The sequence below is a fragment of the Phyllobacterium sp. CCNWLW109 genome, from assembly GCF_037203905.1.
Lineage (GTDB): Bacteria > Pseudomonadota > Alphaproteobacteria > Rhizobiales > Rhizobiaceae > Phyllobacterium > Phyllobacterium ifriqiyense.
Window position 1 is genome coordinate 17,564 of sequence record NZ_JBBCBK010000005.1, and the last position, 26,066, is coordinate 43,629.

The following is a 26,066-nucleotide window of genomic DNA, read 5'->3' on the forward strand; positions in this document are numbered from 1 at the left end:
TCAGCGGTCCTTCGGATCGAGTGCATCGCGCAGCCCATCGCCGATGAAGTTCAGCGAGAACAGTGTGACGACAAAGAAGATGGCGGGGAAAATCAGCAGCCAGGGTGCAGACTGCATTTTGTTGGCTCCTTCGGAAATCAAAGCGCCCCAGCTTGTCAAAGGCGCTTGAACGCCAAGGCCGAGGAACGACAGAAAGCTTTCCAAAAGAATGACCTTCGGCACAACCACTGTGACGAACACAATGACGGGACCAATCGTATTTGGAATGATGTGACGACGGATAATCTGCCAGTCAGTCAAGCCCAATGCCTGCGCAGCGCCGATGAATTCGCGGCGTTTCAAGGCCAGGGTCTGGCCACGCACGATACGCGCCATGTCCAGCCACTCAACGGCACCAATGACGAGGAAGATGAGAATGAAACTTCGCCCGAAGAACACGACGAGGACAACGACAAGGAACACGAAGGGCAGTGAATAGAGAATTTCGACAAGGCGCATCATGACATTGTCGACACGCCCGCCAAGATAACCCGATATGGCACCATAGGTAACACCGACAGCCAGCGAAACGAGGCTGGCCAAAAAGCCGACAGCAAGGGATATCTGACCGCCAAGCATGACACGGGCAAGCAGGTCGCGCCCGTTATTATCAGTACCAAACGGGAAATATTCGCGATTGACATCGCCCGTCAATTTCAGAGTTGCGCCACCATCTTCCGTGGCCGCAACCTGTGTATTGTCGAATTCATTGGCGCGATCGAAATAGCGCGTTGAACGCGGGTCAATCGGCTTGTCGGAATGGATGGTTGCGGTGAATGTGTTGCCGTCCACGGCAAATTCGCGCAACTCAACTCTGGCGCGGTCGGCGACGCCTTTCATCACTTCACCAAGACTATCCGCCTTGGGAAGCGGCTCGATGCTGGGTGGCACGGTGACATAGGACGAGAACACCTGATCATAGCTATGGCTGATGACATAGGGCCCGAGGAACGAGAAAACAGTGATCAGGAACAGCAGAATACTGCCCGTCATTGCTGCTTTATTGCGGCGGAAGCGAATGGCGGCGAGCTGGAAAAGACTGCGGCCTTTGGATTCTTCCGGTGGAATAATTGTTGCAGGAATATCAGTCATGACGAACCCTCGGATCGAGAAGGCCGTAGAGAATATCGACCACTAGATTGAATACGATGACAAAAATGGCGACGAGGACGACGGTTCCCATCACCAAAGTGTAGTCACGATTAATGGCGCCGAGGACGAAATAACGTCCGACGCCGGGAATGGTGAAAATGCTCTCCACGACAGCGGAACCTGTGAGAAGCGCGGCGGCACAGGGTGCCAGATAGGAAACCACGGGGAGAAGAGCGCCGCGCATGGCATGGGTGATCACAACAGAGCGGGAGGGCAATCCATAAGCCTTGGCCGTTCGAATATGGTCGGCATGCAGCGCCTCAATCATGGACCCGCGCGTCAACCGTGCAAAAACGGCCAGCTGCGGAAGCCCAAGCGTTATGACGGGCAATATCAAAAACGGCCAAGAGCCGTCTCCCCACCCTCCTCCGGGTAAAAGCGAGAATGTCAGTGAAAAAATCAGCAGAAGAACCGGGCCGACAACGAAGTTCGGAACCGTAACACCGGTCGTCGCGACCGACATGGTCAAGAAGTCAAAAAATGAGTTTTGCCGGAGTGCTGCAAGGGTGCCGACAAGTACGCCGCCGATGAGCGCGAACAGAAGGGCAAAACTGCCCAGCTTGACCGAATAGGGCAGGCCTTTGCCGATGAGTTCGGCAATCGTATTGTCCTTGTAAATATAACTCGGCCCGAAATCGCCGGTAACGGCGTTCTTCAGATAGTTGAGATACTGGTTCCATAGAGGCTGATCAAGATGATAGGCCTTCATGAGATTTTCCATCGTCGCCGGTGGTAATGGCCGCTCAAGATTGAAGGGCCCTCCGGGCGCAAAGCGCATGAGGAAAAACGAAATGGTGACGACAATGAACAATGTCGGCACCGCGCTCGCCAGTCGGCGAAGGATGAAATGGAACATGGGCTACTCTCCAATCATGGGCGCAATCCGTAAACCGGATCGCGCCTCAAGGTCTTATTCCGTGACGCTAAAATATTTGCTGAGATGGTCGTTCGATCCGTTATCCACCCAGCCCTTGACCTTGTTCGACACAAGCCAGAGCTGTCCAAAATTCATCATGGGTGCAATCGGCTGGTCACGCAGAACCATGGCTTCGGCTTCATGCAAAAGCTTGGAACGGGCGGCCGGATCTTTCTCGGTGTAGGATTTTTCGACCAAAGCATCATATTCGGGATTGTCATACCGGCCGTAATTAAAGGTCGGATTTTTCTTCATGTTGATTGTCATGAAGTTTTCCGCGTCCGCATAATCGGCTGTCCAACCTGCACGCGCCACATTGAATTTTCCACCTTCCTTCAGATAGGCGTAATGGGCGCTGATATCGATCTGCGAGAGAGTGACCTTGGCGCCGAAGACCGTTTTCCACATGTCGGCGACGGCGGTGGCCACAGCTTCGTGGTTGGGGTTTGTATTGTATCTGATCTCGATTTCGAGCTGCTTGCCGTCTTTGCCGTAACCGGCTTCCTTCATCAGTTCGATAGCTTTGTCTTCGCGATCGATCTGGGTCCACGTGGCAAAGTCTGGCTCTTCCGGTTTGCCATAATTGGTTATACCGAGAGGGACCAATGAGTAGGCTGGTAGCTGCGCACCCTTGTAGATTTCCCGCGAGAGGAAGTCGCGATCAATTGCCATGGAAAGCGCGCGCCGGACGCGGACGTCGTTGAACGGTTCTACGCGTGTATCAAATGAGTAGAAATAGGTAGACAATGCCGGATTCACATGGACCTGATCCCCATATGAGGCGCGCAGGCGCTCGATCTGGTCTGCCGAGAAATTATAGACCAGCTGAATTTCACCAGCTTCAAAACGGCGGACTGCCGCTGCCTGATCTTCGGTCGGATAGAAGATAACCTTATCCAGCTTTACATTGGCGGCGTCCCAATAATCCGGATTTTTGACAGCCGTCAGATGATCGTTCTGCACATGCTCGGCCAGTTCAAAAGCGCCGTTGGAAACCAGCTTGCCGGGTTTGATGAACTCGGCACCATTCTTCTCAAGGCTTGCCTTATTGACCGGCAGGGCGGTCTGATGCGCCAGTAGCTGAAGGAAGAAAGGCGTCGGGCGTTCGAGCGTTATTTCCAGGGTTTTGGCATCGAGTGCCTTCATGCCCAGCTCTTCAAGCTTGGCCTCACCCTTGTTCACCTTCTCGGCATTCTTGATCGGATAAAGAATATTGGAATAGCCGGCTGCTGTTTTGGGATCTTCCACGCGCCGGAACGAGAATATGAAATCCTCGGCAGTGACAGGCGACCCATCGGACCAGTTGGCTTTAGGGTTGATCTTGAATGTATAGACAGTGCCGTCATCGGAAACCGTCCAGCTTTCGGCTGCGCCGGGGACGATATCGCCCGCCGCATCATAGATCGTCAGTCCTTCATACAAATCTTTCAGAATGAACGCCTCGATCTCCAGAGAAGTCTGCGAGGGATCAAGTGTCTGCGGCTCGCCGCTATTGCCACGGTGCAGGACAGCTTCCGCCAGTGCCGGAGCAGCGCCCAAAAGCAGCGAGGCAGCGACTGCTGTTGTTAAAGTGAACTTTGAAAAGTACATCTTATGAAAACTCCTATTTCTGCCCAAATTCTACAGTGCTTTGGCTGAGCCTGGTTCTTGGTGCGTGGTTCGACAAGCTCACCATGAGGGAGGTTGAGGACTGCACGAGCGCAGATTTGCAATGTCGCAATTATCATTGCAGCTCACAATCTTCCTCATGGTGAGCTTGTCGAACCACGCACAGCACCTTTGCAGAGGTTTTAATGCCAGACCGCCACCTGCAAAGTGAGCTTGTCGAAGGGCGAACCATGCATAGAGCCTTTGCCAATCCTCATGTGAAATGAGGTGGCGTCCAAAATCATGTGGATTTGAGTTTTGTAAATTTGGCACGGGACATCGGTAAGCGGAATGTGGGTGACCGGCGGCCACCCACATTCAGGCTTTCCTTATTCTGCGATGCTCAGATATTTGCTCAGATGTTCATTGTTGGGGTTGTCGCCCCAACCCTTGACCTTGTCGGCAACGAGCCAGAGATTGGCATCGTTCATCAAGGGAGCAATCGGTTGATCGCGTGCGATCAATGCTTCAGCTTCGTGCAGGATCTTGGAGCGCGCAGCAGGGTCACGTTCCGCATAGGACTTCTTCATCAGCGCATCAAATTCCGGATTTTCATAATGTCCGTAATTGAAGGTCTTGTTGGTGCTGACGTTCAGATTGAGGAAGTTTTCGGCATCCGCATAGTCGGCGGTCCAGCCTGCACGGGCGACGTTAAACTTGCCGCCTTCCTGCAGATAGGCGTAATGCGATGAAATATCGAGATTCATCAGCGTTACGGTTGCGCCGAAAGTCTTTTTCCACATATCGGCGACGGCTGTTGCAACACGCTCATGGTTTGGATTGGTGTTGTAGCGGAGTTCGATGTTGAGCGGCTTCCCGCCTTCGCCATAGCCCGCCTCTTTCATCAGCTCGACAGCCTTGTCTTCGCGATCAAGTTGCGAAAGGCCGGCAAAATCTGGCTTCTCGGGATCGCCATAGGATTCAAGGCCTGGAGGAACGAGCGAGTAGACCGGCAATTTTGTGCCATCGTAAATTTCGTTGGCAAGGAAGTCACGATCGACAGACATGGACAAAGCACGGCGGACGCGGACGTCATTGAATGGCTCTGTGCGTGTGTCGAATGGGTAGTAATAGGTTGCAGCTGCCGGAGTGACATGAACCTGCTTCGGATTTGCGGCGCGCAGGCGGTCAATCTGATCGGATGAGAAGTTGTAAACGAGATCGAGTTCACCCGCCTCATAACGACGGACATTGGCTGCCTGATCGTCAATTGGATAGAAGATCACCTTATCCAGTTTGACATTGGCGGCGTCCCAATAATTCTCGTTCTTGACGACGGTCAGATGATCATTCGGCACATGTTCGGTGAGCTTGAATGCGCCATTGCCGACCAATTTGCCGGGCTTGACGAATTCAGCCCCGTTCTTCTCGAAGCTCGCCTTGTTGATTGGCAGCGCTGTCTGATGCGACAAGAGCTCGATGAAGAAAGGCGTTGGCTGTTCGAGGGTGATTTCCAGCGTCTTTTCATCAACGGATTTTACGCCAAGCTCTTCAAGCTTTGCTTCGCCCTTATTGACCTTCTGCGCATTCTTGATCGGATAGAGAATATTGGCATAGCCAGCAGCAGTCTTGGGGTCTTCGACACGTCGCATGGAGAATACGAAGTCTTCAGCCGTTACCGGCGAGCCATCGGACCATTTTGCATCGGCGCGAAGCTTGAATGTGTAGACGAGACCATCATCGGAAACGGTCCAGCTTTCTGCGGCACCGGGAACAATCTTGCCATCGGCATCATAGACTGTGAGACCTTCATAGAGATCTTTCACGATGAATGCTTCGATATCAATCGAGGTTTGGGACTGGTCGAGTGTCTGTGGCTCGCCGCTATTGCCGCGATGGAGCACAGCTTCAGCCAGGGCCGGGCTGGCGCCGAGCATGAGTGATCCGAGCAGCAGCGCGGTGCGGAAATTAAGTTTCATTAGGGTCATTTCTTGTTCCTTCCCCTCTAAGAGAATTGTGAAGAGCTGAACAAATGCCAAAATTTGCCGCAAAGCAAGGAGGCTCTAATAGTTTCGACGTAATATTTTGGTTTAATAAGAGTTACGGGGGCGTCAAAAAATATTGCACTATATGGACCCAAGGGCCATTTTACGCCATTTTTGCGTGCTGATGCGCCAATATTGACCCTGCAATATTTTTTTTCGTTTATGTGGAAAACCCGTCAGCGTGTGCGTGAATAGGCTTCCAAAGCGCGTTTTCGCGCTGCGCCATGCTCCACAATCGGGCCGGGATAGTCTTTGTCGAGTTCGATATTTGCCGAGTTCAGGACGACAGCCGGGGCGGTCCATGGTTTGTGCAAATATTTATCCGGCAGATCTTTAAGCTCCGTAACAAACTGCCGGACATAATTTCCCTTTGGATCGAATTTTTCGCCTTGGAGGATGGGATTGAAGATACGGAAATAGGGTGAAGCATCCGCACCCGACCCTGCAACCCATTGCCAGCTCGCGGCATTGCTGGCGGGATCGGCATCGACAAGCGTATCCCAGAACCATTTCTCCCCTTCCCGCCAATCGATCAGCAGGTGCTTAATCAGGAACGACGCCGCGATCATACGCACCCGGTTATGCATCCAGCCGGTCTGCCAAAGCTGGCGCATGCCGGCATCGACAATGGGATAGCCGGTCCTGCCGGTTTTCCAGGCATCAAAATTTCTGGCGCTGCTGCTCCACTCAAAACTATCGAAGCTTTCGTTGAAATTATCCTCATGCAACTTTGGGTTGTTGAAGAGGAGATGATAGGAAAATTCCCGCCATCCCACCTCTTTGCGGAATGTGTCGAGTCCGGCATTTTGGTCCTTTATTGCCGGTGATTTTGATGCATGCCAGATCTGAAATGGCGTGATTTCACCATGGGCAAGATGTGGCGACAGGCGCGAAGTGCCCTCTCTGCCGGGCAAATCCCGGTCATTTTTGTAAGACGCCGCCCTATCCTCCAGAAAATCCGCCAGCTTTTGCTTCGCCCCCTCCTCGCCGGGCGTCCAATCATGATGAAACGCCTTTGCCCAATCCGGCTTTTCTGGCAGCAGGCGCCAGTCGCGAAGATCGGCGGAAGCAATCTCGCCAATCCATGGCTTCAGCTTTGCCGGTGCGGGAACCGGATCGCGCGGCTCCGGGCCGCCTAGAAATGCGCGCCAGAACGGCGTGAAAACGCGGTAATATCCGCCCGCTCCTGTTTTGAGCGAATAGGGCTCATGCAGCAAATGCCCGTCAAAGCTCTCTGCTCTCAAGCCTCTTTCGAGCAATCGCGCTTTGAGCGCCGTATCAGTCTCGATTCCTGCTGGATCATATCGGCGGTTCCACAGGACCATGTCAGCCTTGGTCTGGCTAATAAGCTCATCGACAATGGCTTGGGTCCGGCCTTTTTGCAGGATCAGTTTTACACCGATTGCACGGAAGGATTTGTCGAGCGATGTGAGCGAATGGTGCAGCCACCATTGGCGCGCCCCGCCCAGGGGTCTCGTAGAGCTGGCAGTCTCCTCGTCAAGGACAAAGACGGGAATGACAGGCTTTCCGGTATGGGAGGCAGCATAAAGCGCGCGATTATCCGCCAGGCGCAAATCATGGCGGAACAGGACGATGACCGGGTTTTCGGTTGTATCACTTCCGATTTTTCTGACCATATTCATTCAACCACGTCGAGCATTGCGTGCACATAATGCAACTGCCATTGTTTTTGTTTGCCGGGCAATCCCATTTCCTATAAACTTTTGAATGTAGATTTGGTTGCCTGATTATTCATTGCCATTATATTGATATTAAAGAGATTTTTATGCTCAAAGCTGATATGGAAGACCGTAATGGCGGCCCGCCACGCTATAATGCATGGCGTGAATATGCGGCCATCACCACCGTCATTTGCATTTTGATCGTTGCTGTCGCCGCCTTCTTTTGGGGCGGTGATCTTTTCCCTACAGATTTGCAACAATTGACTGCGGCCAAGCCGGTCGAAGTGCGGGATTCCCAGCCCAACCTCGAACTTGCCAGACTTTATGCGCGTTATGAAATGAAGCCACTACCGGTGGAGATTGCCAGAAAATCTCCGATTGCAGGGCAAATCGCAAGGCTGCAAAGCGAACCTTGCGACTGGAACGTCACTTATGATTTTGCAACGGCATTGAAAAGAGAGAGTTATAGCCGCGAGAGCGCGAGGGTTTTTCAATCATACTCCAACAAATGCCGACCATCAGATGTGGCACTCTATAATGCGGCAGACGCCCTGTATGGACTGAGCGATTTCGACGGCGCGCTCAAGATCGTTGATGACCTGCTTGTCATGTCCCCTGACCTTGCGCAATTCTACTATCTCAAAGCGCAAATTTTAAGCGATGCAAAGCGCTACAAGGAAGCGATCAACGCATTTGAATCGACGATTGGTCTGACAGATAATCTGGAAAACATAAGTGGCGAAGTGTTTCGTCAGATGTCCCTGAGCTATGTTGCACTCGGCGACTATTGTGGTGCGATTACCCCGATCCAGATGTGGGTATCGATCAATCCAGCTGAAAATGACACGGCGCGTTCACAGACAATGCTGAAGGACTACACTTCAAAGGGCAAATGTGAGCAGCAATATGCCAAGGGCAAAGACCGTTTTCCCATTACGGGAAAGAATGTCATCCGGGCAACCGTCAGCATTAATGGTGTGGCAGGCAACTTCATTGTCGATACAGGCGCAAGTTTTGTATCGATAAGCAGGGATTTTGCGACGCGCATCAAACTGCCGCTTTCAGAAGATTTCACGGTGCGTATGCAAACGGCGAATGGCGTGTCTCTGGCCCAACACACATCCGCATCGAAGGTCAATATTGGCAATGTCGAAGCCAATGACGTGGCGATGATTGTCATGGCCGACAAGAAAGCACTCGGCGATGAGATTGACGGGCTTTTGGGCCGTTCGTTCCTCTCCAGATTCAATGTGACTTTCGGCCCGAAGGCTTGGGAGATTCAAAGCAAGTAGTCGGTGGTTTGCCATATGTTTGCAATGGTGCTGTGTGTGGTTCGCCCTTCGACAAGCTCAGGATGAGGAGGGTGATTTGATCGCAGGGAGTCAGATCTTGCAAGGTTGGCGACCAACTTGCAGCCCATCACATTCCCTCATGGTGCTATTCTGAGCTTGTCGAAGGGCAAACCACGCATAGCACCACTGCAAAGGCTCTCTCATAACCTTCATGGTGAGTTTTCCTGACCGGTTTCAGACCAAGGGCTGGTCGTCGCGCAGCATTGCTTCAAGCGTTTCCAGCCGGTCCGCCTCGATGGGCGGCTTGTCCCATCGCAGGCGCGATATGCGCGGGAAGCGCATGGCGACGCCAGACTTGTGTCGCTTGGAACGGTTAAGCCCTTCAAAAGCAACCTCCAGCACCAGACCGTGCTGGGGTTCGGCACGCACCGAGCGAACCGGCCCAAAGCGTTCCGTTGTGTTGTTGCGCACGAAAGCGTCAAGTTGTTTCAACTCTTCATCGGTGAAGCCGAAATAGGCTTTGCCCACCGGCACCAGATGCGGCTCTGTTTCAGGTCCGGTCCAGACTGCAAATGTATAGTCGGAGTAATAGCTCGACCTTTTACCGTGGCCGCGCTGCGCATAGACCAGGACCGCATCAATGATGAATGGATCACGCTTCCACTTGAACCAAGGGCCTTTCGGTCGTCCGGGCACATAGGTGGAAGAGCGTTGTTTCAACATGAGCCCTTCAATGATGGGATGCGGCGGTGTCTTGCGCAGTTCCACCAGATCGTCAAAATGATCATAGGCGATGAGTGGCGAAAGATCGAACCGCGTCGGCTCAAGCTGCTTTGCGAAAGCTTCAAGCCGCGTGCGCCGCTCTGCAAATGGCAAGGTGCGAATGTCATCCCCGCCATCGACAAGCAGATCATAGAGCCTGACAAAGGCAGGATGACTTTCAAGCTGCTTGGCTGAAACCGTCTTTCGGTTGAGCCGTTGCTGGAGATCGCCAAATGCGCCGATCTCTATTTCCTTGTCTCCGCTTCGCGCCACCAGCAACTCGCCATCAAGCGTGCCTTCAAATGTCATATAGTCGGCAATATCGGGAAAGGCGTGGGAAATGTCGTCACCGGTGCGCGAGTAGATGCGGCGCTGCCCCCGTTCGGAAGTCAGCTGAACCCTGATCCCGTCCCATTTCCACTCGGCAACATATTCTCCGGCATTGATGCGTGAGTAATCGGGCTCCTCCAAAGGCGTTGACAGCATGACGGGACGGAATGGCGCAGCACTAAGGCTTTCGGGCTTTTCCGCGCTCTTTTCCAACCAGGCAAAGAGCGGTTGATAGGGCGGGGTCAGCCCATGCCATAGCTCTTCGATCTCGGTGACATCCACTTGCCCGAACTGGGCCAGAGCCTGCTTTGCCAAACGGGCCGAAACACCAATGCGCATGCCGCCTGTTACCAGTTTCAACAATGCGTAGCGCGCCGATGCATCAAGCTGATCCAGCCATTTTTCCACCATGCGGACGGCATCGCTGCGCGAGGCACGCTCAAGAGCCGTCACCACATCGCCAAGTGTCGGCACGCTGTTGGAACGTAAAGGCTCGTCGGCGGACCAGACGAGCGAAATAGTCTCGGCAAGATCACCAACATAATCATAGGAATAGGCGAAAAGCTGTTCATCCATGCGCTCTGCGATGAGAGTGCGCAGCATGGCCGGTTTGACATTGGCGATGTTCAGATCGCCGGTAATGGCGGCAAGTGCCAAACCGCGATCAGGGTCTGGCGTATCGCGGAAATAATCGGAAAGCAGGGTCAATTTTCCATTGCGTGAAGGCGTCAATACAAGCCGGTCGAGAAGCGCTGCAAATTCTTCCATCAATCGCCCTCATCTTCATAGCCGACAAGGTGGAGCGGTCGGGCTGCATATCCATTCAGATCACACCAACGGACCAGGGCTTCTTCACGCCCATGCGTGACCCAGACCTGCTCCGGATCAAGTTCGGTGATTGTCTGCGTCAGCTCATCCCAATCGCAGTGATCGGAAAGAATGATCGGGAGTTCGACACCGCCTTGACGCGCACGCTGGCGAATGCGCATCCAGCCGGAGGCAAAGCAGGAAACGGGATCGGGGAAACGCCTTGCCCACCTGTCCTGAAAGGCCGATGGAGGCCCGACCACAATGGTTCCGGCAAAGTCCGGCGCGCTATCCTTTTCCAATGTGGCGGGGGCAAGAGGCCCAAGCTTTATGCCCTGCGTTTCATAATAGTCGCAAAGCTTGGCCAGTGCCCCGTGAATATAGATCGTCTGATCATATCCGGCATCGCGCAACAGGCGGATCACGCGCTGCGCCTTGCCAAGCGCATAGGCACCAACGAGATGCGAACGCTCGGGAAATTGCTCGACCGATTTGAGCAGCTTTGCCATTTCATCGCGGCTGTCCGGGTGGCGAAACACCGGCAGGGCGAAGGTCGCCTCGGTGATAAAAACATCGCAAGTGATGGGTTCGAAACCGAGGCAGGTCGGGTCGCTGGCTCGCTTGTAGTCACCCGACGCCACAATACGCATGCCATCTTTTTCGACAGCGATTTGCGCAGAACCAAGCACATGCCCGGCCGGATGAAAGCTGATAGTCACGCCATTAAGCCCAGTGGTTTGGCCAAGCTCTGCCGCTTGCGTTTCGCCAGCAAAATCCGCTCCATAACGCAAGGCCATAATATCGAGCGTTTGTTGCGTCGCCATGACCTTGCGATGGCCGGAACGGGCATGATCGGAATGGCCATGGGTGATGAGGGCGCGCTCAACAGGACGGATCGGATCAATGTAAAAATCACCGGCTGGTGAATAGAGACCGGCAGGCGTGGATCGCAGAAGTTCTTCGGGTCGTTTAACCAAGCTGATGTTCCGTTCTGTGCCATGTTTGCCAAACATAGAACGAACATAGGGTGGATTTAGCTCCATGCAATCTTTGTAAGTGACGATCTTGCATTGCTTCTGTGCGTGGTTCGACAAGCTCACCATGAGGGAGGGAGTGACTGGCAGGGATGCCAAACCTACAATGATGGCACTATGCAATCAAATCACTTTCCTCATGGTGAGCTTGTCGAACCACGCACTGCTCTGTTGCCAAAAGAAAACTTGGCGCTTTGATGCCGGACCACTACATTCGCCCCAGTGAAAATCAGCAAAGCACCCACCGCCGACACCGGTTCCGCCCTTTTGCCTCCGCTTTTCCTGAACTGGTTTCAGGCCAAGGGCTGGTCGCCGCGTGCCCATCAGCTGGAACTGCTTGAGGCGGCGCAGGCAGGGCAGTCGACCCTGCTGATTGCCCCAACCGGTGCGGGCAAGACGCTGGCGGGTTTTCTCCCCTCGCTGGTCGATTTAGCCCAGCGCGGCAAAAGCAATGCAGCGAGCCGCGGCATTCACACGCTCTATATTTCGCCGCTCAAGGCGCTGGCCGTCGATATTCAGCGCAATCTTGCCAAACCTATCGAAGAAATGGGGCTTGGCATAAGGCTTGAAACGCGCACCGGCGACACGCCTGCCCATAAGCGCCAGCGGCAGAAGCTGGCGCCGCCCGATATATTGCTGACTACGCCGGAGCAATTGGCACTGCTGATTGCGGCCAAGGATGCAGGGCGGTTTTTCGAAGATTTGCGCTATGTCATCTTTGATGAATTGCATTCGCTGGTAACATCGAAACGCGGGCATCTTCTATCGCTGGGACTGGCGCGATTGCGCCGCCTGCAACCGGGATTGCAGACAATCGGCCTGTCGGCAACCGTTGCCGACCCTGATGAATTGCGCGGCTGGCTTGTGCCGCAAACCGATGGCTCGCCCTTGGCAAGTCTGGTCAAGGTTGAAGGCGGTGCAAAACCGCATATCACCATTTTGCAAACGGAAGACCGGGTTCCCTGGGCGGGACATTCGGCGGTCTATGCTTTGCCGGGCATATATGAAGCAATCAAACAGCACGCCACGACGCTGATCTTTGTCAATACGCGCAGTCAGGCGGAGCGCTTGTTTCACGATCTTTGGATGGCCAATGAGGATAATCTGGCGATTGCGCTGCATCATGGCTCACTCGATGTGAGCAAGCGGCGCAAGGTGGAACAGGCGATGGCTGCCAATGCCTTGCGCGCCGTGGTTGCGACTTCGACGCTCGATCTTGGTATTGACTGGGGTGATGTCGATCTGGTCATTCATGTAGGCGCGCCAAAGGGCGCGAGTCGCCTTGCGCAAAGGATCGGGCGTTCCAATCACCGGATGGATGAGCCATCGCGGGCGATACTGGTTCCAGCCAATCGCTTCGAAGTCATGGAATGTCAGGCGGCGCTCGATGCCAATTATATCGGGGCGCAGGATACGCCAGCCTTGGGCGAAGGCTCACTGGACGTATTGGCCCAGCATGTGCTGGGCATGGCTTGCGCCGAGCCATTTCAGGCGGATGAGCTTTATGCGGAAGTCACCACCGCCCTGCCCTATGCCGCTTTGCCTCGCGATACATTTGACCGGATTATCGAATTTGTTGCGACGGGTGGCTATGCGCTGAAAAGCTATGAACGCTTTGCAAAAATCCGGCAGGCGGCAGATGGCTCATGGCGGGTGACGCATCCGCGTGTCGCCCAGCAATACCGTTTGAACGTCGGGACAATCATTGAAGCGCCTTCGCTCAATGTGCGGCTGACACGGCAGCGGGGCAAGGGCAGCAATGTGCGCGGCGGGCCGGTGCTTGGCAAAGTCGAAGAGCATTTTATCGAGGCGCTCAGCCCCGGCGATACATTCTTCTTTTCCGGCCGCGTGCTGCGGTTTGAGGGAATACGCGAGAACGAATGTATTGTGTCAAAGGCGGATGGTTTTGACGCAAAGATACCTTCCTATGCGGGCGGCAAATTTCCGCTGACCACTTATCTCGCCGATCAGGTGCGCAATATTCTGGCGGACCCGGCTCGCTGGGGCGCGCTGCCCGATCAGGTGAGCGATTGGCTGCGGATCCAGAAGGAAAAATCCGTGCTGCCGCAACCGGGAAGCCTTCTGGTGGAAACATTTCCGCGCGGCGAGCGATCCTATATGGTGATCTATGCCTTTGAAGGCAGGCTGGCGCATCAGACGCTGGGCATGCTTTTAACGCGCAGGCTGGAGCGGGCAAAGGCGCGGCCACTCGGCTTTATCGCCACCGATTATGCGCTGTCGATCTGGGGCCTGCGCGACATGGGCCGCATGTTCAAAAAGGGCGAGCTACCGCTTTCGGAACTTTTCGACGAAGACATGCTGGGCGATGATCTGGAAGCGTGGCTGTCGGAAAGCTTCATGCTGAAACGAACCTTCCGCAACTGCGCGCTGATTTCCGGTCTCGTTGAGAAGCGGCATCCCGGACAGGAAAAGACCGGGCGGCAGGTGACGGTTTCCACCGATCTGATTTACGATGTGCTGCGGGAGCATGAGCCGGATCACATTCTCATTCAGGCAACCCGCGCCGATGCGGCGACCGGACTTCTGGACATTCGCCGCCTCAGCGATATGCTGGGGCGAATCAAGGGCCATATCATCCATAAGGATCTGGACCAGATTTCGCCGCTGGCCGTTCCAGTCATGATGGAAATCGGCAAGGAACGTGTTCCCGGCGAAGCGCATGAAACCTTGCTTGAAGAAATCGCCGAAGAATTGACCCGGGAAATGTCGGACCATTCATGAATCTCGTATCGCAAATAACCAAGACTATGTTGCATGGGGCGGCCGAAATGGTTGTCGCCGGGCATAGATGCGTTTGCGACCCTTCCGGCGCTATGTATCTGGAAGATGACCGGATTCTTGTCGTATCGGATTTGCATTTCGAGAAGGGCTCATCCTTTGCGCGGCGCGGCATGATGCTGCCGCCCTATGATACGGCAACAACGCTTGCTGCCTTGGGGCGGGTGATCGCGCGCTACAATCCTGCCAGTGTCATCAGCCTTGGTGACAGTTTCCACGATGGAGAGGCGGCTGCGCGCTTGCCGGAGCAATATGCGGCGCAGCTCGGTTCACTGATGGCTGGACGCGAATGGGTATGGATCACGGGAAACCATGATCCGGACCATCCTGCGGAGCTTCCGGGTGAAACATTTACCGAATTGGCTTTCGGTAATCTGATCTTCCGGCATGAACCCTCCAAACGCCCCTGCCCCGGCGAGATCGCCGGGCATCTGCATCCAGCTGCCAAAGTGGTTCGCCGTGGACAGGCGGTGCAACGCCGCTGTTTCGTCAGTGATCGGTCCCGCATGATCATGCCGGCTTTCGGCGCCTATACGGGCGGCATGAATATTCTCGGACGGCCATTTCACGGGCTGTTCGATGCACAGGCCATCATCGCCTATATGCTTGGCAGCAAGCGGGTCTATCCTATGACCGCCAAGGCGCTTTATATTTGAGTGCTGGCTTTGCTGTTTGAAAAAATCAAACAAATACCTTATATCTGATGCGAGATGTTTGATGCGTGATGCAGGGCACGAAAATGAGAACGACACTGGCAATAGATGATGATGTACTTGCGGCGGCTAAAGGCTTGGCGGCAAGGCAGCACAAGACTGTCGGAGAGGTGATTTCGACGCTGGCTCGTCAGTCGCTTCAGACTCCAGGCATGGGGAAAGATAAGCGAAATGGCGTGCCTCTGCTTCGGATAAAAGACAACACCCCGGTAACAATGGAATTCGTCAATCAGCTTCGTGATGAACTGCCATAATGGTATTTCTACTCGACGTTAATGTACTGATCGCCTTATTCGACCCGGTACATGTCCATCATGATGCAGCACATGAGTGGTTTGATCGTGTAGGCAAAGCGTCGTGGGCAACGTCTCCGCTGACTCAGAACGGTGTGCTGAGGATCATAGGCAATCCACGCTACCCGAATTCCCCCGGCACACCGGCGGCGGTCATGCCGCTACTCTCCAGCCTGACAGCTTTGCCCGGACACGTCTTTTGGCAAGATGATTTAAGCTTTGTAAGTTCTGACCTTATTGATCCAACAAGGCTTCTCAGTTTCAGCCAGGTTACGGATACTTATCTGCTCGCGCTCGCCCGTATGCGAGGCGGCCAACTGGCGACATTCGACCGGAGGCTGGTAACGGATGCTGTAGATGGAGGCAAGGGTTGCCTCCATGTCATAGACCAGTAGGCAGGCCAAGTGACCGGCAAATTGGTAATGCGTGCTTCGACAAGCTCAGCATGAGGGAGCTAGAGATTGGCTGGAAGCTAGTTCTGAGATTTTGCAACTCACTACCTCCCTCATGCTGAGCTTGTCGAAGCACGCATCAAATTCATGCAAAATCACTGCGTCTCCCTGGAGCACCGTTTTGATTCAATCAAAACGCCAAGCGCTTTAGCCTCAGCTCTTCAACCGATATCCTGTCTTGAAAATCCAGCGCAGGATCAGCATGCAGGCCACAAGGAATACGGCAGTCATGGCAAGGCTGGTGCCGATATGCACATCGGACAGACCATAGAAGCTCCAACGGAAGCCGCTGATCAGATAGACAACCGGGTTGAACAGCGTCACCGTCTGCCAGAATGGCGGTAGCATGTCGATGGAGTAGAAGCTGCCCCCAAGGAAGGTCAGCGGCGTGACAATCATGAGCGGCACGAGTTGCAGCTTTTCAAAACCATCCGCCCATATGCCGATGATGAAGCCGAACATGCTGAAAGTCACCGCCGTCAGGACGAGGAACAGCAGCATGATGAATGGATGCTCAATGCGCAGCGGAACGAACAGCGCTGCTGTGGCGAGAATGATCAAGCCGAGGATGATGGATTTCGTGGCGGCGGCCCCGACATAGGCAATGACAATTTCCACATAGGAGACGGGCGCCGACAAAAGCTCGTAGATCGTGCCGACAAATTTCGGAAAATAAATGCCGAAGGAAGCATTGGAAATGCTTTGGGTCAGCAGCGACAGCATGATCAGGCCCGGCACGATGAATGCACCATAGCTGACACCGCTGATCTCGGGAATACGTCCGCCGATCGCGGAACCGAAAACGACGAAGTACAGGCTGGTCGACACGACAGGCGAAATAACGCTCTGCATGATCGTGCGCCATGTACGGTGCATTTCGAACAAATATATTGCTTTGACCGCATAGAGGTTCATTTGCGTTCTCTCACCAGGCTCACGAAGATTTCTTCAAGTGAGCTTTCTTTTGTCTGAATGTCATTGAAGCGGACAGATGCCTTGTCGAGGTCCTTGAGCAATGAAGTAATGCCGGTCCTCTCTTTCTGCGTGTCATAGGTATAAACCAGTTCGCCGCCATCCTGCGACAGTTCCAGCCCGTATTTTTCCAGCGCTGCCGGAATATCCTGACGCGTTTCGGACAGTTGGAGCCGAAGCTGCTTCTTGCCCAAAGACCGCATCAGCTCATCCTTTTCCTCGATCAGGATAATCTCGCCGTGATTGATGACGCCGATACGGTCGGCCATCTGCTGGGCTTCTTCGATGTAATGCGTGGTCAGGATGATGGTGACACCGGACTCCCGCAATGCCCGAACCACATTCCACATATCGCGGCGCAACTCGACATCCACACCGGCAGTCGGTTCGTCCAGAAACAGGATTTCCGGCTCATGCGACAATGCCTTGGCAATCATGACGCGGCGTTTCATGCCGCCGGAAAGGGTCATGATCTTGGAGTCTTTCTTCTCCCAGAGAGACAATTCTTTCAGGATCTTTTCGATATGCGCCGGATTGGCAGGCTTGCCGAAAAGACCCCGGCTGAAGCTGACTGTTGCCCAGACTGTTTCAAAGGAATCAGTCGTCAGCTCCTGCGGCACAAGACCGATCTTGGTGCGGGAGGCTCTGTATTCCTTGATGATGTCGTGACCATCGGCGAGAATTGTGCCCGATGTCGGATTGACGATACCGCAGATGATGCTGATCAGCGTCGTCTTGCCCGCGCCATTTGGCCCAAGCAGGGCAAAGATCTCGCCGTGACGGATTTCAAGATTGATATTTTTCAGCGCCTGAAACCCGGATTCATAGGTCTTGTTGACGCTGGAGACGGAGATTGCTGATGACATGATTTGTATCCGGAAGGAAACTTTATGCAATCTGAACACTGACACATGAATCAGATCGCCTGATGTGAAGCATCTAGGAAATGACGTTCCTTATATGGTGTTGAAAAAGGAATTTCAAACCACCCTGCTGACAAATGGCGTCAGTAGCCAAAAACAAAAAGGGGAAGCCATGCAAAGGCTTCCCCCTTTTTAAGGATTGTCAGGTCCTGATCTTAGGCTTTTGCAATCTCGCCCCGGACTTCTCGCATGCTTGGCAGGAAGATGGTCAGCAAGCCGAGGAAGGGCAGATAGGCACAAATCTGATAGACAAAATCTATGCCCTTACTATCGGCCACGAAACCGAGCACAGCCGCCGCAAGCCCGGCCATGCCGAAGGCAAAGCCGAAGAAGATGCCGGCTACCATTCCAACCCGTCCGGGCACCAGTTCCTGCGCAAACACGACAATTGCAGAAAAGGCGGAGGAAAGAACGAAGCCGATGATGACGGTCAGCACGCCGGTCCAGAACAGGTTTGCGTAAGGCATCATAAGCGTGAATGGCAGAACACCGAGAATGGAGAACCAGATCACTGCCTTTGTGCCAATCCTGTCGCCGATAGGTCCGCCAAGGATGGTCCCGGCAGCGGCTGCACCAAGGAACAGGAACAGCATCATCTGAGACTGCTGCACCGTAATCTGGAACTTGTGAATGACGTAGAAAGTGTAATAGCTGGAAATGCTGACCATATAAATATTCTTGGTGAAGACCAGCAGGGTCAAGATGAACAGCGACATCATGATCTTGCCGCGCGTGAGGTTCACGATCTTTCTTGGCTGGGTTTTCTTGGCATTGGCAACACGGTAATCCTGGTACCAGCTACCCACACGATAAAGAATGATCATGCCAAGCAGTGCAGCGGCCGAGAACCAGATAATGCTCTTTTGGCCATAGGGCAAAACGATAAAGCCTGCCAGCAATGGGCCAAGGGCTGTGCCGAAATTTCCACCAACTTGAAAAAGCGACTGGGCAAGCCCGTGCCGGCCACCGGAAGCAAGCCGGGCAACGCGCGAGGATTCCGGGTGGAATATGGAAGAGCCTATGCCAATCAAGGCGGCCCCGACAAGCAGCATTGCATAATGGGTGGCGAACGAAAGCGTGGCAAGACCCGCCAGTGAAAAGGCCATCCCGACCGGCAGTGAATAGGGCATGGGGCGCTTATCCGTATAGGTTCCCACAAGAGGCTGAAGCAGGGAGGCAGTCCCCTGAAAAATAAGGGTCAGAATGCCGATCTGCTTGAAATTCAGGCCATAATTCTCTTTCAGCATCGGATAGATGGCCGCAAGTAGCGACTGCATCATATCATTGAGCAGATGACAGAAGCTGACGGCGAATATAATAGCGAAGACGGTTGTTTCGGCAGCGGAACGCTGCGCGGGCATGGCTGTATCGGTCATTAAACTGGTCCATCAACTATGAGCGGATAAGCGAGGTTGCGACGCTCAGCTCATCCTCATACAGAAATTGCATGGAACCTGCTTTCGTGGTTTGGTCCATTTCTTTCGCAGGTGGGCCAAATGTACATGGTCGTGCGATATTTCGACTGGATACAGCCTATGTACGACCACTGGACTTTAGTCTCATTGAAATCGAAATAAATATAACGTTGAGTGGGGGTCGTTCATTGGGGAGTGATGAACGTTCTTTCCTGAAGCATATCAGGTGCTCGGGAAACATATGTGAGGGGGAACTATGGAAAATAGTCTTGCGCTGACAATATTCCTGCCTGTGTCGCTGGGCATTATCATGCTCGGTCTTGGGCTGGCCTTGACCTTGGAAGATTTTCAAAAGGTGCTCAAGGCACCCAAAGCGGTTCTGGTAGCACTTGTCTGCCAGACATTCATTCTGCCTTTGGCCTGTGTTGCGATTATTTATCTATTCAATCTTGAACCGGCGCTTGCCGTCGGAATGATGCTTCTGGCAGCCAGCCCCGGTGGCACGTCCGCCAATCTCTATAGCCATCTTGCTGACGGGGACGTTGCGCTGAATATCTCTCTTACTGCAATCAATTCCGCACTTTCGATCATAACTCTGCCGCTGATCGTAAATTGGTCGCTGGCGCATTTTTTCTCAGAAGGGCAAGCGATCCCGCTGCAGTTTGCCAAAGTGATGCAAGTATTCATTATTGTGCTCGGGCCGGTGATCATTGGTATGTGGATACGCCACCGCTTTCCTGCTTTTGCCGACAATATGGCACGGCCCGTCAAGATATTGTCTCTGGTATTTCTGATGATGGTCGTGTTGGTCGCGCTTGTGCAGGAATGGGAAACACTCCAGATTTGGGCGCCGATAGTCGGACTCGCGACTTTGACATTCAATCTGGTCAGTCTCGCTATTGGTTATTTCGTGCCAAGGGCAGTTGGTATCGATAACCGCCAGTCGACCGCAATCGGCATGGAGATCGGTATTCACAACGGCACGCTTGCCATCGCCATAGCGCTCAGCCCGTTTCTCCTCAACAATCCTACAATGGCTGTCCCCGCAGCAATTTATGGGCTGATCGCCTTTGTCACGGCCGCTCTCTTTGGCTACTGGCTGAAGACGCGGCAAAAAGCTGCCGGAAAAGTGACTTTTGTCGATCCTATGTGAAACGGGCGGCTTGCAGGGGTTCGACAAGCATGCAAGCCTTTAGCAGTTGAGCCAGCCTCGTTTTCATGGTTTGGTCTACTTCTTTCGTAAGTGGGCCAAATCCATGCGTTACAAAACATTCCCGGGTACGAACTCTGCCGGAATGGAGCTGGAGAACCTGCACCAGCTCCGGTTGACGTGGCTGGATCAGGCGGAAGGAGATGTTCTTGCGCTTGCAACAGCCTATCCGGCGGGACATCATATCGCGCGTCATTATCACAACCAGTCGCAATTGTTGCACGCTATAGCGGGTGTGGCGATGGTCACGACCAAGTTCGGGCGGTGGATGGTTCCTCCACATCATGCCTTGTGGTTGCCTGCAGGGATTGAACATGCTGTCGACATGTTTGGTGACGTTTCCATGCAGTCGATCTATGTGCGGCCAGAGGCTGTGGATGGATTGAAAGGGCACCTCCATGTGGTGGGGCTGACGCCGCTGATGGACAGCTTGATCCGGGAGGCCGTTAACCTGCCAGCGGATGCCACGGCTAATACGCGGGCAGCCTTTGTCATGGGCTTGCTATTGCACGAGATTCCAAATCTACCCGAACGGCCGCTGGGTCTCCCCTTTCCAGATGATCGCCGCTTGGCAGCGCTTTGTCATGATTTTCTCAAAAGCCCATCGCCGCATACGAATATTGATCATTGGGCCGATGAGCTTGGCATGAGCAGGCGCACATTTACCCGCATATTCAAGCGGGAAACGGGTTTGAGTCTTTCCACCTGGCGTCAGCAGGCATGTCTGCTCGCCGCCTTGCCACGACTGACAGCGGGTGAACCGGTGACAAGTGTTGCGCTTGATCTCGGCTATGACAGCGTCCCGGCATTCACAACGATGTTCAAGCGGATGCTTGGAACGCCGCCCCGCGCCTATCTTCATCAAAGACTTTAGACGTCAATCGAACTTGATAAGCGTTTTACCGGCAGAGCGGCCCGCGCGGCTCTGTTCGATATTTTCCGGTACTTCGTCCAGTGAGATGATCTGATCAACCGGCACGACCACGCGGCCTGCAACCACAGGATCGACAAGGCGCTCCAGAAGGGCTTGATCGGCGGCGAGTTCAAAATTGCCGCCCTTGAGCGAGCGCTTTTGCAACTCTGAATCATCGGCCACAAAGGCTGTTGTATAGGCGGTTCCGCCCTGTTTGACCTGTGCTGAAAGTGCGGAAAACTCCGCAGCATTGCTCATCAGGTCGATCAAGCCGTCAATGCCGCCTGGATAGAGCTTATGTAGCTGTTCGCTAGCAGGCGAAGCAGTGTGGTCAATCGTGGCAATGGCGCCGAGCTTAATCATGGCGGCGGCTTTTGCAGGGCGGGCGGTCGCAATGACTTTCAGGCCGCGGGCCACCGCCAATTGCACGGCAAATGATCCGACGCCGCCTGTAGCGCCGACAATGAGAATGGTTGCGCCCTTTGGCAGGTCAAGATTTTCGACCATTTGGAGCGCCGTCATCCCGGCAGTGGGAAGGGCGGCCGCCTGAAAGACAGTGAGGGCCTCTGGCAGTTTTATCAAAAGGTTCGATGCGGGCACACGCGCATATTCCGCATAAGGGCCCTCGCCGAGCGGCATATGCAGAAACTGGCCGAATATTCTATCGCCCACGGCAAAACCAGTAACGTCCTCACCGCAGGATTCGACGATACCGGCTGCGTCATTACCCAAGATCAAGGGAAAAACATGCGGCGCCTTGCCTTTGAGAATGCCGTTTGCCACTTTCCAGTCGAATGGATTGATTGCGGCGGCAGAAATTTTGACCAGAAGTTGATCTTTACCGGGCTGCGGCTTTGGAACGTCAATCAGTTCCACCTTTGCGCCAAATGACTGCACTGCTGCTGCCCGCATGATGAACTCCAAGCTATTCCGCCGCCAAAATGCGGGGCTGAGGAACATAGTTGAGAATTGGCCCAAGCCAACGCTCGACCTCTTCAATCGGCATGGATTTGCGCTGCGAATAATCCTCGACCTGATCGCGCTCCACCTTGGCGACACCGAAATAATAGGATTCGGGATGCGCAAGGTAAATGCCGGAAACGGAAGAACCCGGCCACATGGCATAGCTCTCGGTGAGCCGGACATTGATCTTTGCTTCCGCATCAAGAATGCGGAACAGCGTTTCCTTTTCCGTGTGATCCGGCTGCGCCGGATAACCGGGTGCCGGACGGATACCGCGATAGGGCTCGCCGATCAGCTCATCGGGAGCAAGCGCCTCATCCGGGGCATAGCCCCAATAGTCCTTGCGCACATTCTCATGCATCAATTCGGCAAAAGCTTCGGCAAAACGGTCGGCCAAAGCTTTGACCAGAATGGACGAATAATCATCATTGGCGCGCTCAAAGCGTTCGGCAATGGCGATTTCCTCAATACCAGCGGTGACGACAAAGGCACCGATATAATCCTGTTTGCCGCTATCGAGAGGGGCGACGAAATCGCTTAAAGCAACGTTTGGACGGCCATCGCGCTTGGATAGCTGCTGGCGCAGCGTATAGAAGGTTGCCAGATCTTCATTGCGGTTTTCATCGGTAAAGACGCGAATATCATCACCGACTGCACCGGCTGGCCAAAGACCGATGACGGCCTTGGGGTTGAACCATTTTTCAGCAATGATTTTCTTGAGCATTGCCTGCGCATCATCGAATAATTGACGGGCGGCGGCGCCCTGTTTTTCATCGTCCAGAATTGCCGGATAACGACCCTTCAACTCCCATGTCTGGAAGAAGGGTGTCCAATCAATATAACGGGCAATTTCGGCCAGATCATAATTCTCGAATATGCGGGTGCCAATGAAAGCCGGTTTTGGCGGTGTGTAAGCTGACCAATCAACCTTGTGGGCATTGGCACGGGCTTTCGCCAGAGGCAGGCGCTGCTTGTCGGCCTCGTTGCGCGCATGGGCATCGGCAACCTTGGCATATTCGGCGCGAATGGTTTCAATATAGCCCGGCTTGATATCTGCGGACAGAAGGTTCGAAACAACGCCAACCGCGCGGCTCGCATCGGTGACATAGATCGTCTGCCCCTGATGATAGCGGGGATTGATCTTGACAGCCGTATGCACGCGACTGGTGGTTGCGCCGCCAATCAGCAATGGAATGTCAAAGCCTTCGCGCTCCATTTCGGCGGCGACATGCACCATCTCATCCAGCGATGGCGTGATCAGGCCGGACAGGCCGATAATATCAACATTCTGCTCGCGCGCGGTCTGAAGGATTTTCGTGGCCGGGACCATGACGCCCAGATCAATGATCTCGTAATTATTGCAGGCAAGCACGACGCCGACAATATTCTTGCCGATATCATGGACATCGCCCTTCACCGTCGCCATCAGCACTTTACCGGCGCTTTCGCGCTCACCCGTGCCGCCATTGGCAAGTTTTTCCGCCTCCATATAGGGCAGGAGCAAGGCAACTGCCTGTTTCATCACACGGGCGGATTTCACCACCTGCGGCAGGAACATTTTGCCCGCGCCGAAAAGATCGCCGACAACATTCATTCCGGCCATTAACGGCCCTTCAATGACATGCAGCGGGCGTTCTGCTTCAAGACGGGCTTCCTCTGTGTCCGCGTCGATGAACTCGGTAATGCCGTTGACAAGCGCGTGTTCAATACGTTTGCCGACAGTCCACTCGCGCCATGCGAGATCGCGTTCGCGCGCCTCCTTGCCAGCCGCGCCCTTATAGCGTTCTGCCAGATCGAGCAGGCGTTCCGTTGCATCATCGCGCCGGTTGAGCACCACGTCTTCGCAGGCCTCACGCAGTTCCGGATCAATGGATTCGTAAACCGCGAGCTGACCCGCATTGACGATGCCCATATCCATGCCGACCTGAATGGCGTGATAGAGGAACACCGCATGCATGGCCTCGCGCACCGGCTCATTGCCGCGGAACGAGAAGGACAGATTGGAAATGCCGCCGGAAATATGCACATGCGGCAAGGTTTCGGTGATCTGTTTGGTCGCCTCGATGAAGGCGACGCCATAGCCATTATGTTCTTCGATGCCCGTTGCCACAGCAAAGACATTGGGATCAAACACAATATCTTCCGGCGGGAAGCCAGCCTCTTTGGTCAAAAGCTCATAGGCGCGGGTACAGATCTCGACCTTGCGCTCCAGCGTATCGGCCTGTCCCTCGGTATCGAAGGCCATGACCACAACCGCAGCGCCATAGGCACGAACCTTTTTGGCATAGGCGATGAAGGCTTCCTCGCCTTCCTTCATGGAAATGGAGTTGACCAGAGGCTTGCCCTGCACGCATTTCAGACCAGCTTCGATAACATCCCATTTGGACGAATCGATCATCACAGGAACACGGGCAATGTCCGGTTCAGCGGCAATCAGATTAAGGAACTCGATCATCGCCTTTTCGCTGTCGATCAGGCCCTCATCCATATTGATGTCGATGATCTGAGCGCCATTCGCCACCTGATCGCGCGCCACATCCAAGGCTGTTGCATAGTCGCCAGCGGTGATGAGCTTGCGGAACTTCGCCGAGCCGGTGATATTGGTACGCTCGCCCACATTGACGAAAGGAATCTCCTTGGTCAGCGTGAAGGGTTCCAGACCCGACAGGCGCATATGGGTTTCAATTTCAGGTATTTTGCGCGGCGGATATTTGCTTACTGCCTCGGCAATGGCCCTGATATGCTCCGGTGTCGAGCCGCAGCAGCCGCCAACAATATTCAGCAAGCCCTCGCTGGCGAAGCCTTCAAGCTGCGCCGCCATGGCTTCGGGGCTTTCATCATATTGACCGAACTCATTGGGAAGACCGGCATTGGGATAAGCGCACACGAATGTGTCGGCAACGTTTGAAATTTCCGCCAGATGCGCGCGCATGGCATTGGCGCCCAAAGCACAATTGAGGCCGATGGTGAAGGGCTGCGCATGGCGCACCGAATTCCAGAAGGCGGTGGGCGTCTGGCCTGAAAGCGTGCGTCCCGACAAATCCGTGATCGTGCCGGAAATCATCACCGGCAGGGTGATGCCCTTTTCCTCAAAGACTTCGTTGGTGGCAAAGATTGCCGCCTTGGCGTTGAGCGTGTCAAAGATGGTTTCGATCAGGATAATATCTGCACCGCCATCAATCAGGCCGCGAACCTGTTCGGCATAGGCAATACGCAGATCGTCGAAGGTCACTGCGCGGTAGCCGGGATTGTTCACATCCGGAGACATGGAGGCTGTGCGATTTGTCGGGCCGAGGGCACCGGCCACAAAACGCCTGCGTCCATCCTTCTGTTCCGCCTTGATGGCCGCGCGGCGCGCAAGCCTCGCCCCGTCGCGGTTCAGCTCATAGACGACCTCTTCCATACTGTAGTCAGCCTGGGCAATGGTGGTCGACGAAAAAGTATTGGTTTCCAGAATATCGGCACCGGCCATCGCATAGGCATAGTGGATATCTTCAATCGCCTGTGGCTGGGTGAGAATCAGAAGGTCATTATTGCCCTGCAAATGGCATGAGCAATCACCAAACCGGTCGCCGCGAAAATCATCCTCATTGAGGCTGAGACTTTGAATCTGCGTGCCCATAGCGCCGTCGAGAATCAATATGCGTTCTTTGGCAGCCTTTGTCAGCGCTGCAAAAACTTCCCTGCCGTCCCGTGGCGCGCCCATGGGACCGAAGAGATTATCAACCGCATTATTCATAACTCGAACGCCTCAAAACCAACATTGG

General features: G+C 54.2%; 19 protein-coding genes. 7 read left to right on the forward strand and 12 right to left on the reverse strand.

Annotated features, from left to right (window positions below):
- The 5 genes from V9K92_RS20370 to V9K92_RS20390 form a co-directional block, all read right to left on the reverse strand.
- The gene (locus V9K92_RS20370) at window positions 1–1,131 is read right to left on the reverse strand and encodes an ABC transporter permease (RefSeq protein WP_115053692.1); all 1,131 of its coding nucleotides are present in this window, start codon (window positions 1,129–1,131) and stop codon (window positions 1–3) included.
- Window positions 1,124–2,047, reverse strand: a complete 924-nt coding sequence (gene oppB, locus V9K92_RS20375; RefSeq protein ID WP_115053693.1) for an oligopeptide ABC transporter permease OppB — start codon at window positions 2,045–2,047, stop codon at window positions 1,124–1,126. The genes V9K92_RS20370 and oppB overlap by 8 nt, the downstream gene beginning before the upstream one ends.
- A gap of 54 nt (window positions 2,048–2,101) precedes the next feature.
- The gene (locus V9K92_RS20380; RefSeq protein ID WP_115053694.1) at window positions 2,102–3,697 is read right to left on the reverse strand and encodes an ABC transporter substrate-binding protein; all 1,596 of its coding nucleotides are present in this window, start codon (window positions 3,695–3,697) and stop codon (window positions 2,102–2,104) included.
- A gap of 386 nt (window positions 3,698–4,083) precedes the next feature.
- Window positions 4,084–5,682 carry a peptide ABC transporter substrate-binding protein gene (locus V9K92_RS20385; RefSeq protein ID WP_115053695.1) on the reverse strand — a complete coding sequence of 533 codons (1,599 nt, stop codon included), beginning with the start codon at window positions 5,680–5,682 and terminating at the stop codon, window positions 4,084–4,086.
- Between the two features lie 233 nt (window positions 5,683–5,915).
- On the reverse strand, window positions 5,916–7,376 hold the full coding sequence (locus V9K92_RS20390; protein WP_443094486.1) for a cryptochrome/photolyase family protein: 1,461 nt from the start codon (window positions 7,374–7,376) through the stop codon (window positions 5,916–5,918).
- Window positions 7,377–7,525: 149 nt separating this feature from the next.
- Between V9K92_RS20390 and V9K92_RS20395 the strand changes: the two genes are divergently transcribed.
- A complete protein-coding gene (locus V9K92_RS20395) occupies window positions 7,526–8,713 on the forward strand; it encodes a TIGR02281 family clan AA aspartic protease (RefSeq protein WP_337354805.1) in 1,188 nt (395 codons plus the stop codon).
- A 234-nt stretch (window positions 8,714–8,947) separates the two neighbouring features.
- On the opposite strand, the gene V9K92_RS20400 is transcribed toward V9K92_RS20395, so the two are convergent.
- Window positions 8,948–10,573, reverse strand: a complete 1,626-nt coding sequence (locus V9K92_RS20400; protein ID WP_337354806.1) for a cisplatin damage response ATP-dependent DNA ligase — start codon at window positions 10,571–10,573, stop codon at window positions 8,948–8,950.
- Complete coding sequence (locus V9K92_RS20405) at window positions 10,573–11,625, reverse strand: ligase-associated DNA damage response exonuclease (protein WP_337354948.1); 1,053 nt, start codon at window positions 11,623–11,625, stop codon at window positions 10,573–10,575. The genes V9K92_RS20400 and V9K92_RS20405 overlap by 1 nt, the downstream gene beginning before the upstream one ends.
- A 243-nt stretch (window positions 11,626–11,868) precedes the next feature.
- Here V9K92_RS20405 and V9K92_RS20410 point away from each other — a divergent pair, with 243 nt between their 5' ends.
- The 4 genes from V9K92_RS20410 to V9K92_RS20425 all read left to right on the forward strand — a co-directional run bounded on the left by V9K92_RS20410 (window position 11,869) and on the right by V9K92_RS20425 (window position 15,846).
- Window positions 11,869–14,388, forward strand: coding sequence for a ligase-associated DNA damage response DEXH box helicase (locus tag V9K92_RS20410; protein ID WP_337354807.1), 2,520 nt, complete (start codon window positions 11,869–11,871; stop codon window positions 14,386–14,388).
- On the forward strand, window positions 14,385–15,101 hold the full coding sequence (gene pdeM / locus V9K92_RS20415) for a ligase-associated DNA damage response endonuclease PdeM (protein ID WP_370878655.1): 717 nt from the start codon (window positions 14,385–14,387) through the stop codon (window positions 15,099–15,101). Before V9K92_RS20410 ends, pdeM begins: the two co-directional genes overlap by 4 nt.
- An 83-nt stretch (window positions 15,102–15,184) precedes the next feature.
- On the forward strand, window positions 15,185–15,412 hold the full coding sequence (locus V9K92_RS20420; RefSeq protein ID WP_115053850.1) for a CopG family transcriptional regulator: 228 nt from the start codon (window positions 15,185–15,187) through the stop codon (window positions 15,410–15,412).
- Window positions 15,412–15,846 carry a TA system VapC family ribonuclease toxin gene (locus V9K92_RS20425; RefSeq protein WP_115053700.1) on the forward strand — a complete coding sequence of 145 codons (435 nt, stop codon included), beginning with the start codon at window positions 15,412–15,414 and terminating at the stop codon, window positions 15,844–15,846. The genes V9K92_RS20420 and V9K92_RS20425 overlap by 1 nt, the downstream gene beginning before the upstream one ends.
- 210 nt (window positions 15,847–16,056) lie before the next feature.
- Here the strand turns inward: V9K92_RS20425 and V9K92_RS20430 are convergent, their stop codons facing one another.
- The 3 genes from V9K92_RS20430 to V9K92_RS20440 form a co-directional block, all read right to left on the reverse strand.
- Window positions 16,057–16,818: an ABC transporter permease gene (locus V9K92_RS20430; RefSeq protein WP_115053701.1), complete on the reverse strand. Its 762-nt coding sequence runs from the start codon at window positions 16,816–16,818 to the stop codon at window positions 16,057–16,059.
- The gene (locus V9K92_RS20435) at window positions 16,815–17,741 is read right to left on the reverse strand and encodes an ABC transporter ATP-binding protein (protein ID WP_307275253.1); all 927 of its coding nucleotides are present in this window, start codon (window positions 17,739–17,741) and stop codon (window positions 16,815–16,817) included. Before V9K92_RS20435 ends, V9K92_RS20430 begins: the two co-directional genes overlap by 4 nt.
- 212 nt (window positions 17,742–17,953) lie before the next feature.
- On the reverse strand, window positions 17,954–19,174 hold the full coding sequence (locus tag V9K92_RS20440; RefSeq protein WP_307275250.1) for an MFS transporter: 1,221 nt from the start codon (window positions 19,172–19,174) through the stop codon (window positions 17,954–17,956).
- Window positions 19,175–19,469: 295 nt separating this feature from the next.
- On the opposite strand from V9K92_RS20440, the gene V9K92_RS20445 reads away from it, so the two are divergent.
- Together V9K92_RS20445 and V9K92_RS20450 are read left to right on the forward strand one after the other, a co-directional pair.
- On the forward strand, window positions 19,470–20,366 hold the full coding sequence (locus tag V9K92_RS20445; protein ID WP_337354808.1) for a bile acid:sodium symporter family protein: 897 nt from the start codon (window positions 19,470–19,472) through the stop codon (window positions 20,364–20,366).
- Window positions 20,367–20,469: 103 nt separating this feature from the next.
- On the forward strand, window positions 20,470–21,297 hold the full coding sequence (locus tag V9K92_RS20450) for a helix-turn-helix domain-containing protein (RefSeq protein ID WP_115053705.1): 828 nt from the start codon (window positions 20,470–20,472) through the stop codon (window positions 21,295–21,297).
- A 3-nt stretch (window positions 21,298–21,300) separates the two neighbouring features.
- Here V9K92_RS20450 and V9K92_RS20455 read toward each other — a convergent pair whose 3' ends face one another.
- A complete protein-coding gene (locus tag V9K92_RS20455; RefSeq protein WP_337354809.1) occupies window positions 21,301–22,248 on the reverse strand; it encodes an NADP-dependent oxidoreductase in 948 nt (315 codons plus the stop codon).
- Window positions 22,249–22,261: 13 nt separating this feature from the next.
- A complete protein-coding gene (gene metH, locus V9K92_RS20460; protein WP_337354810.1) occupies window positions 22,262–26,038 on the reverse strand; it encodes a methionine synthase in 3,777 nt (1,258 codons plus the stop codon).
- Window positions 26,039–26,066 lie beyond the last annotated feature (28 nt).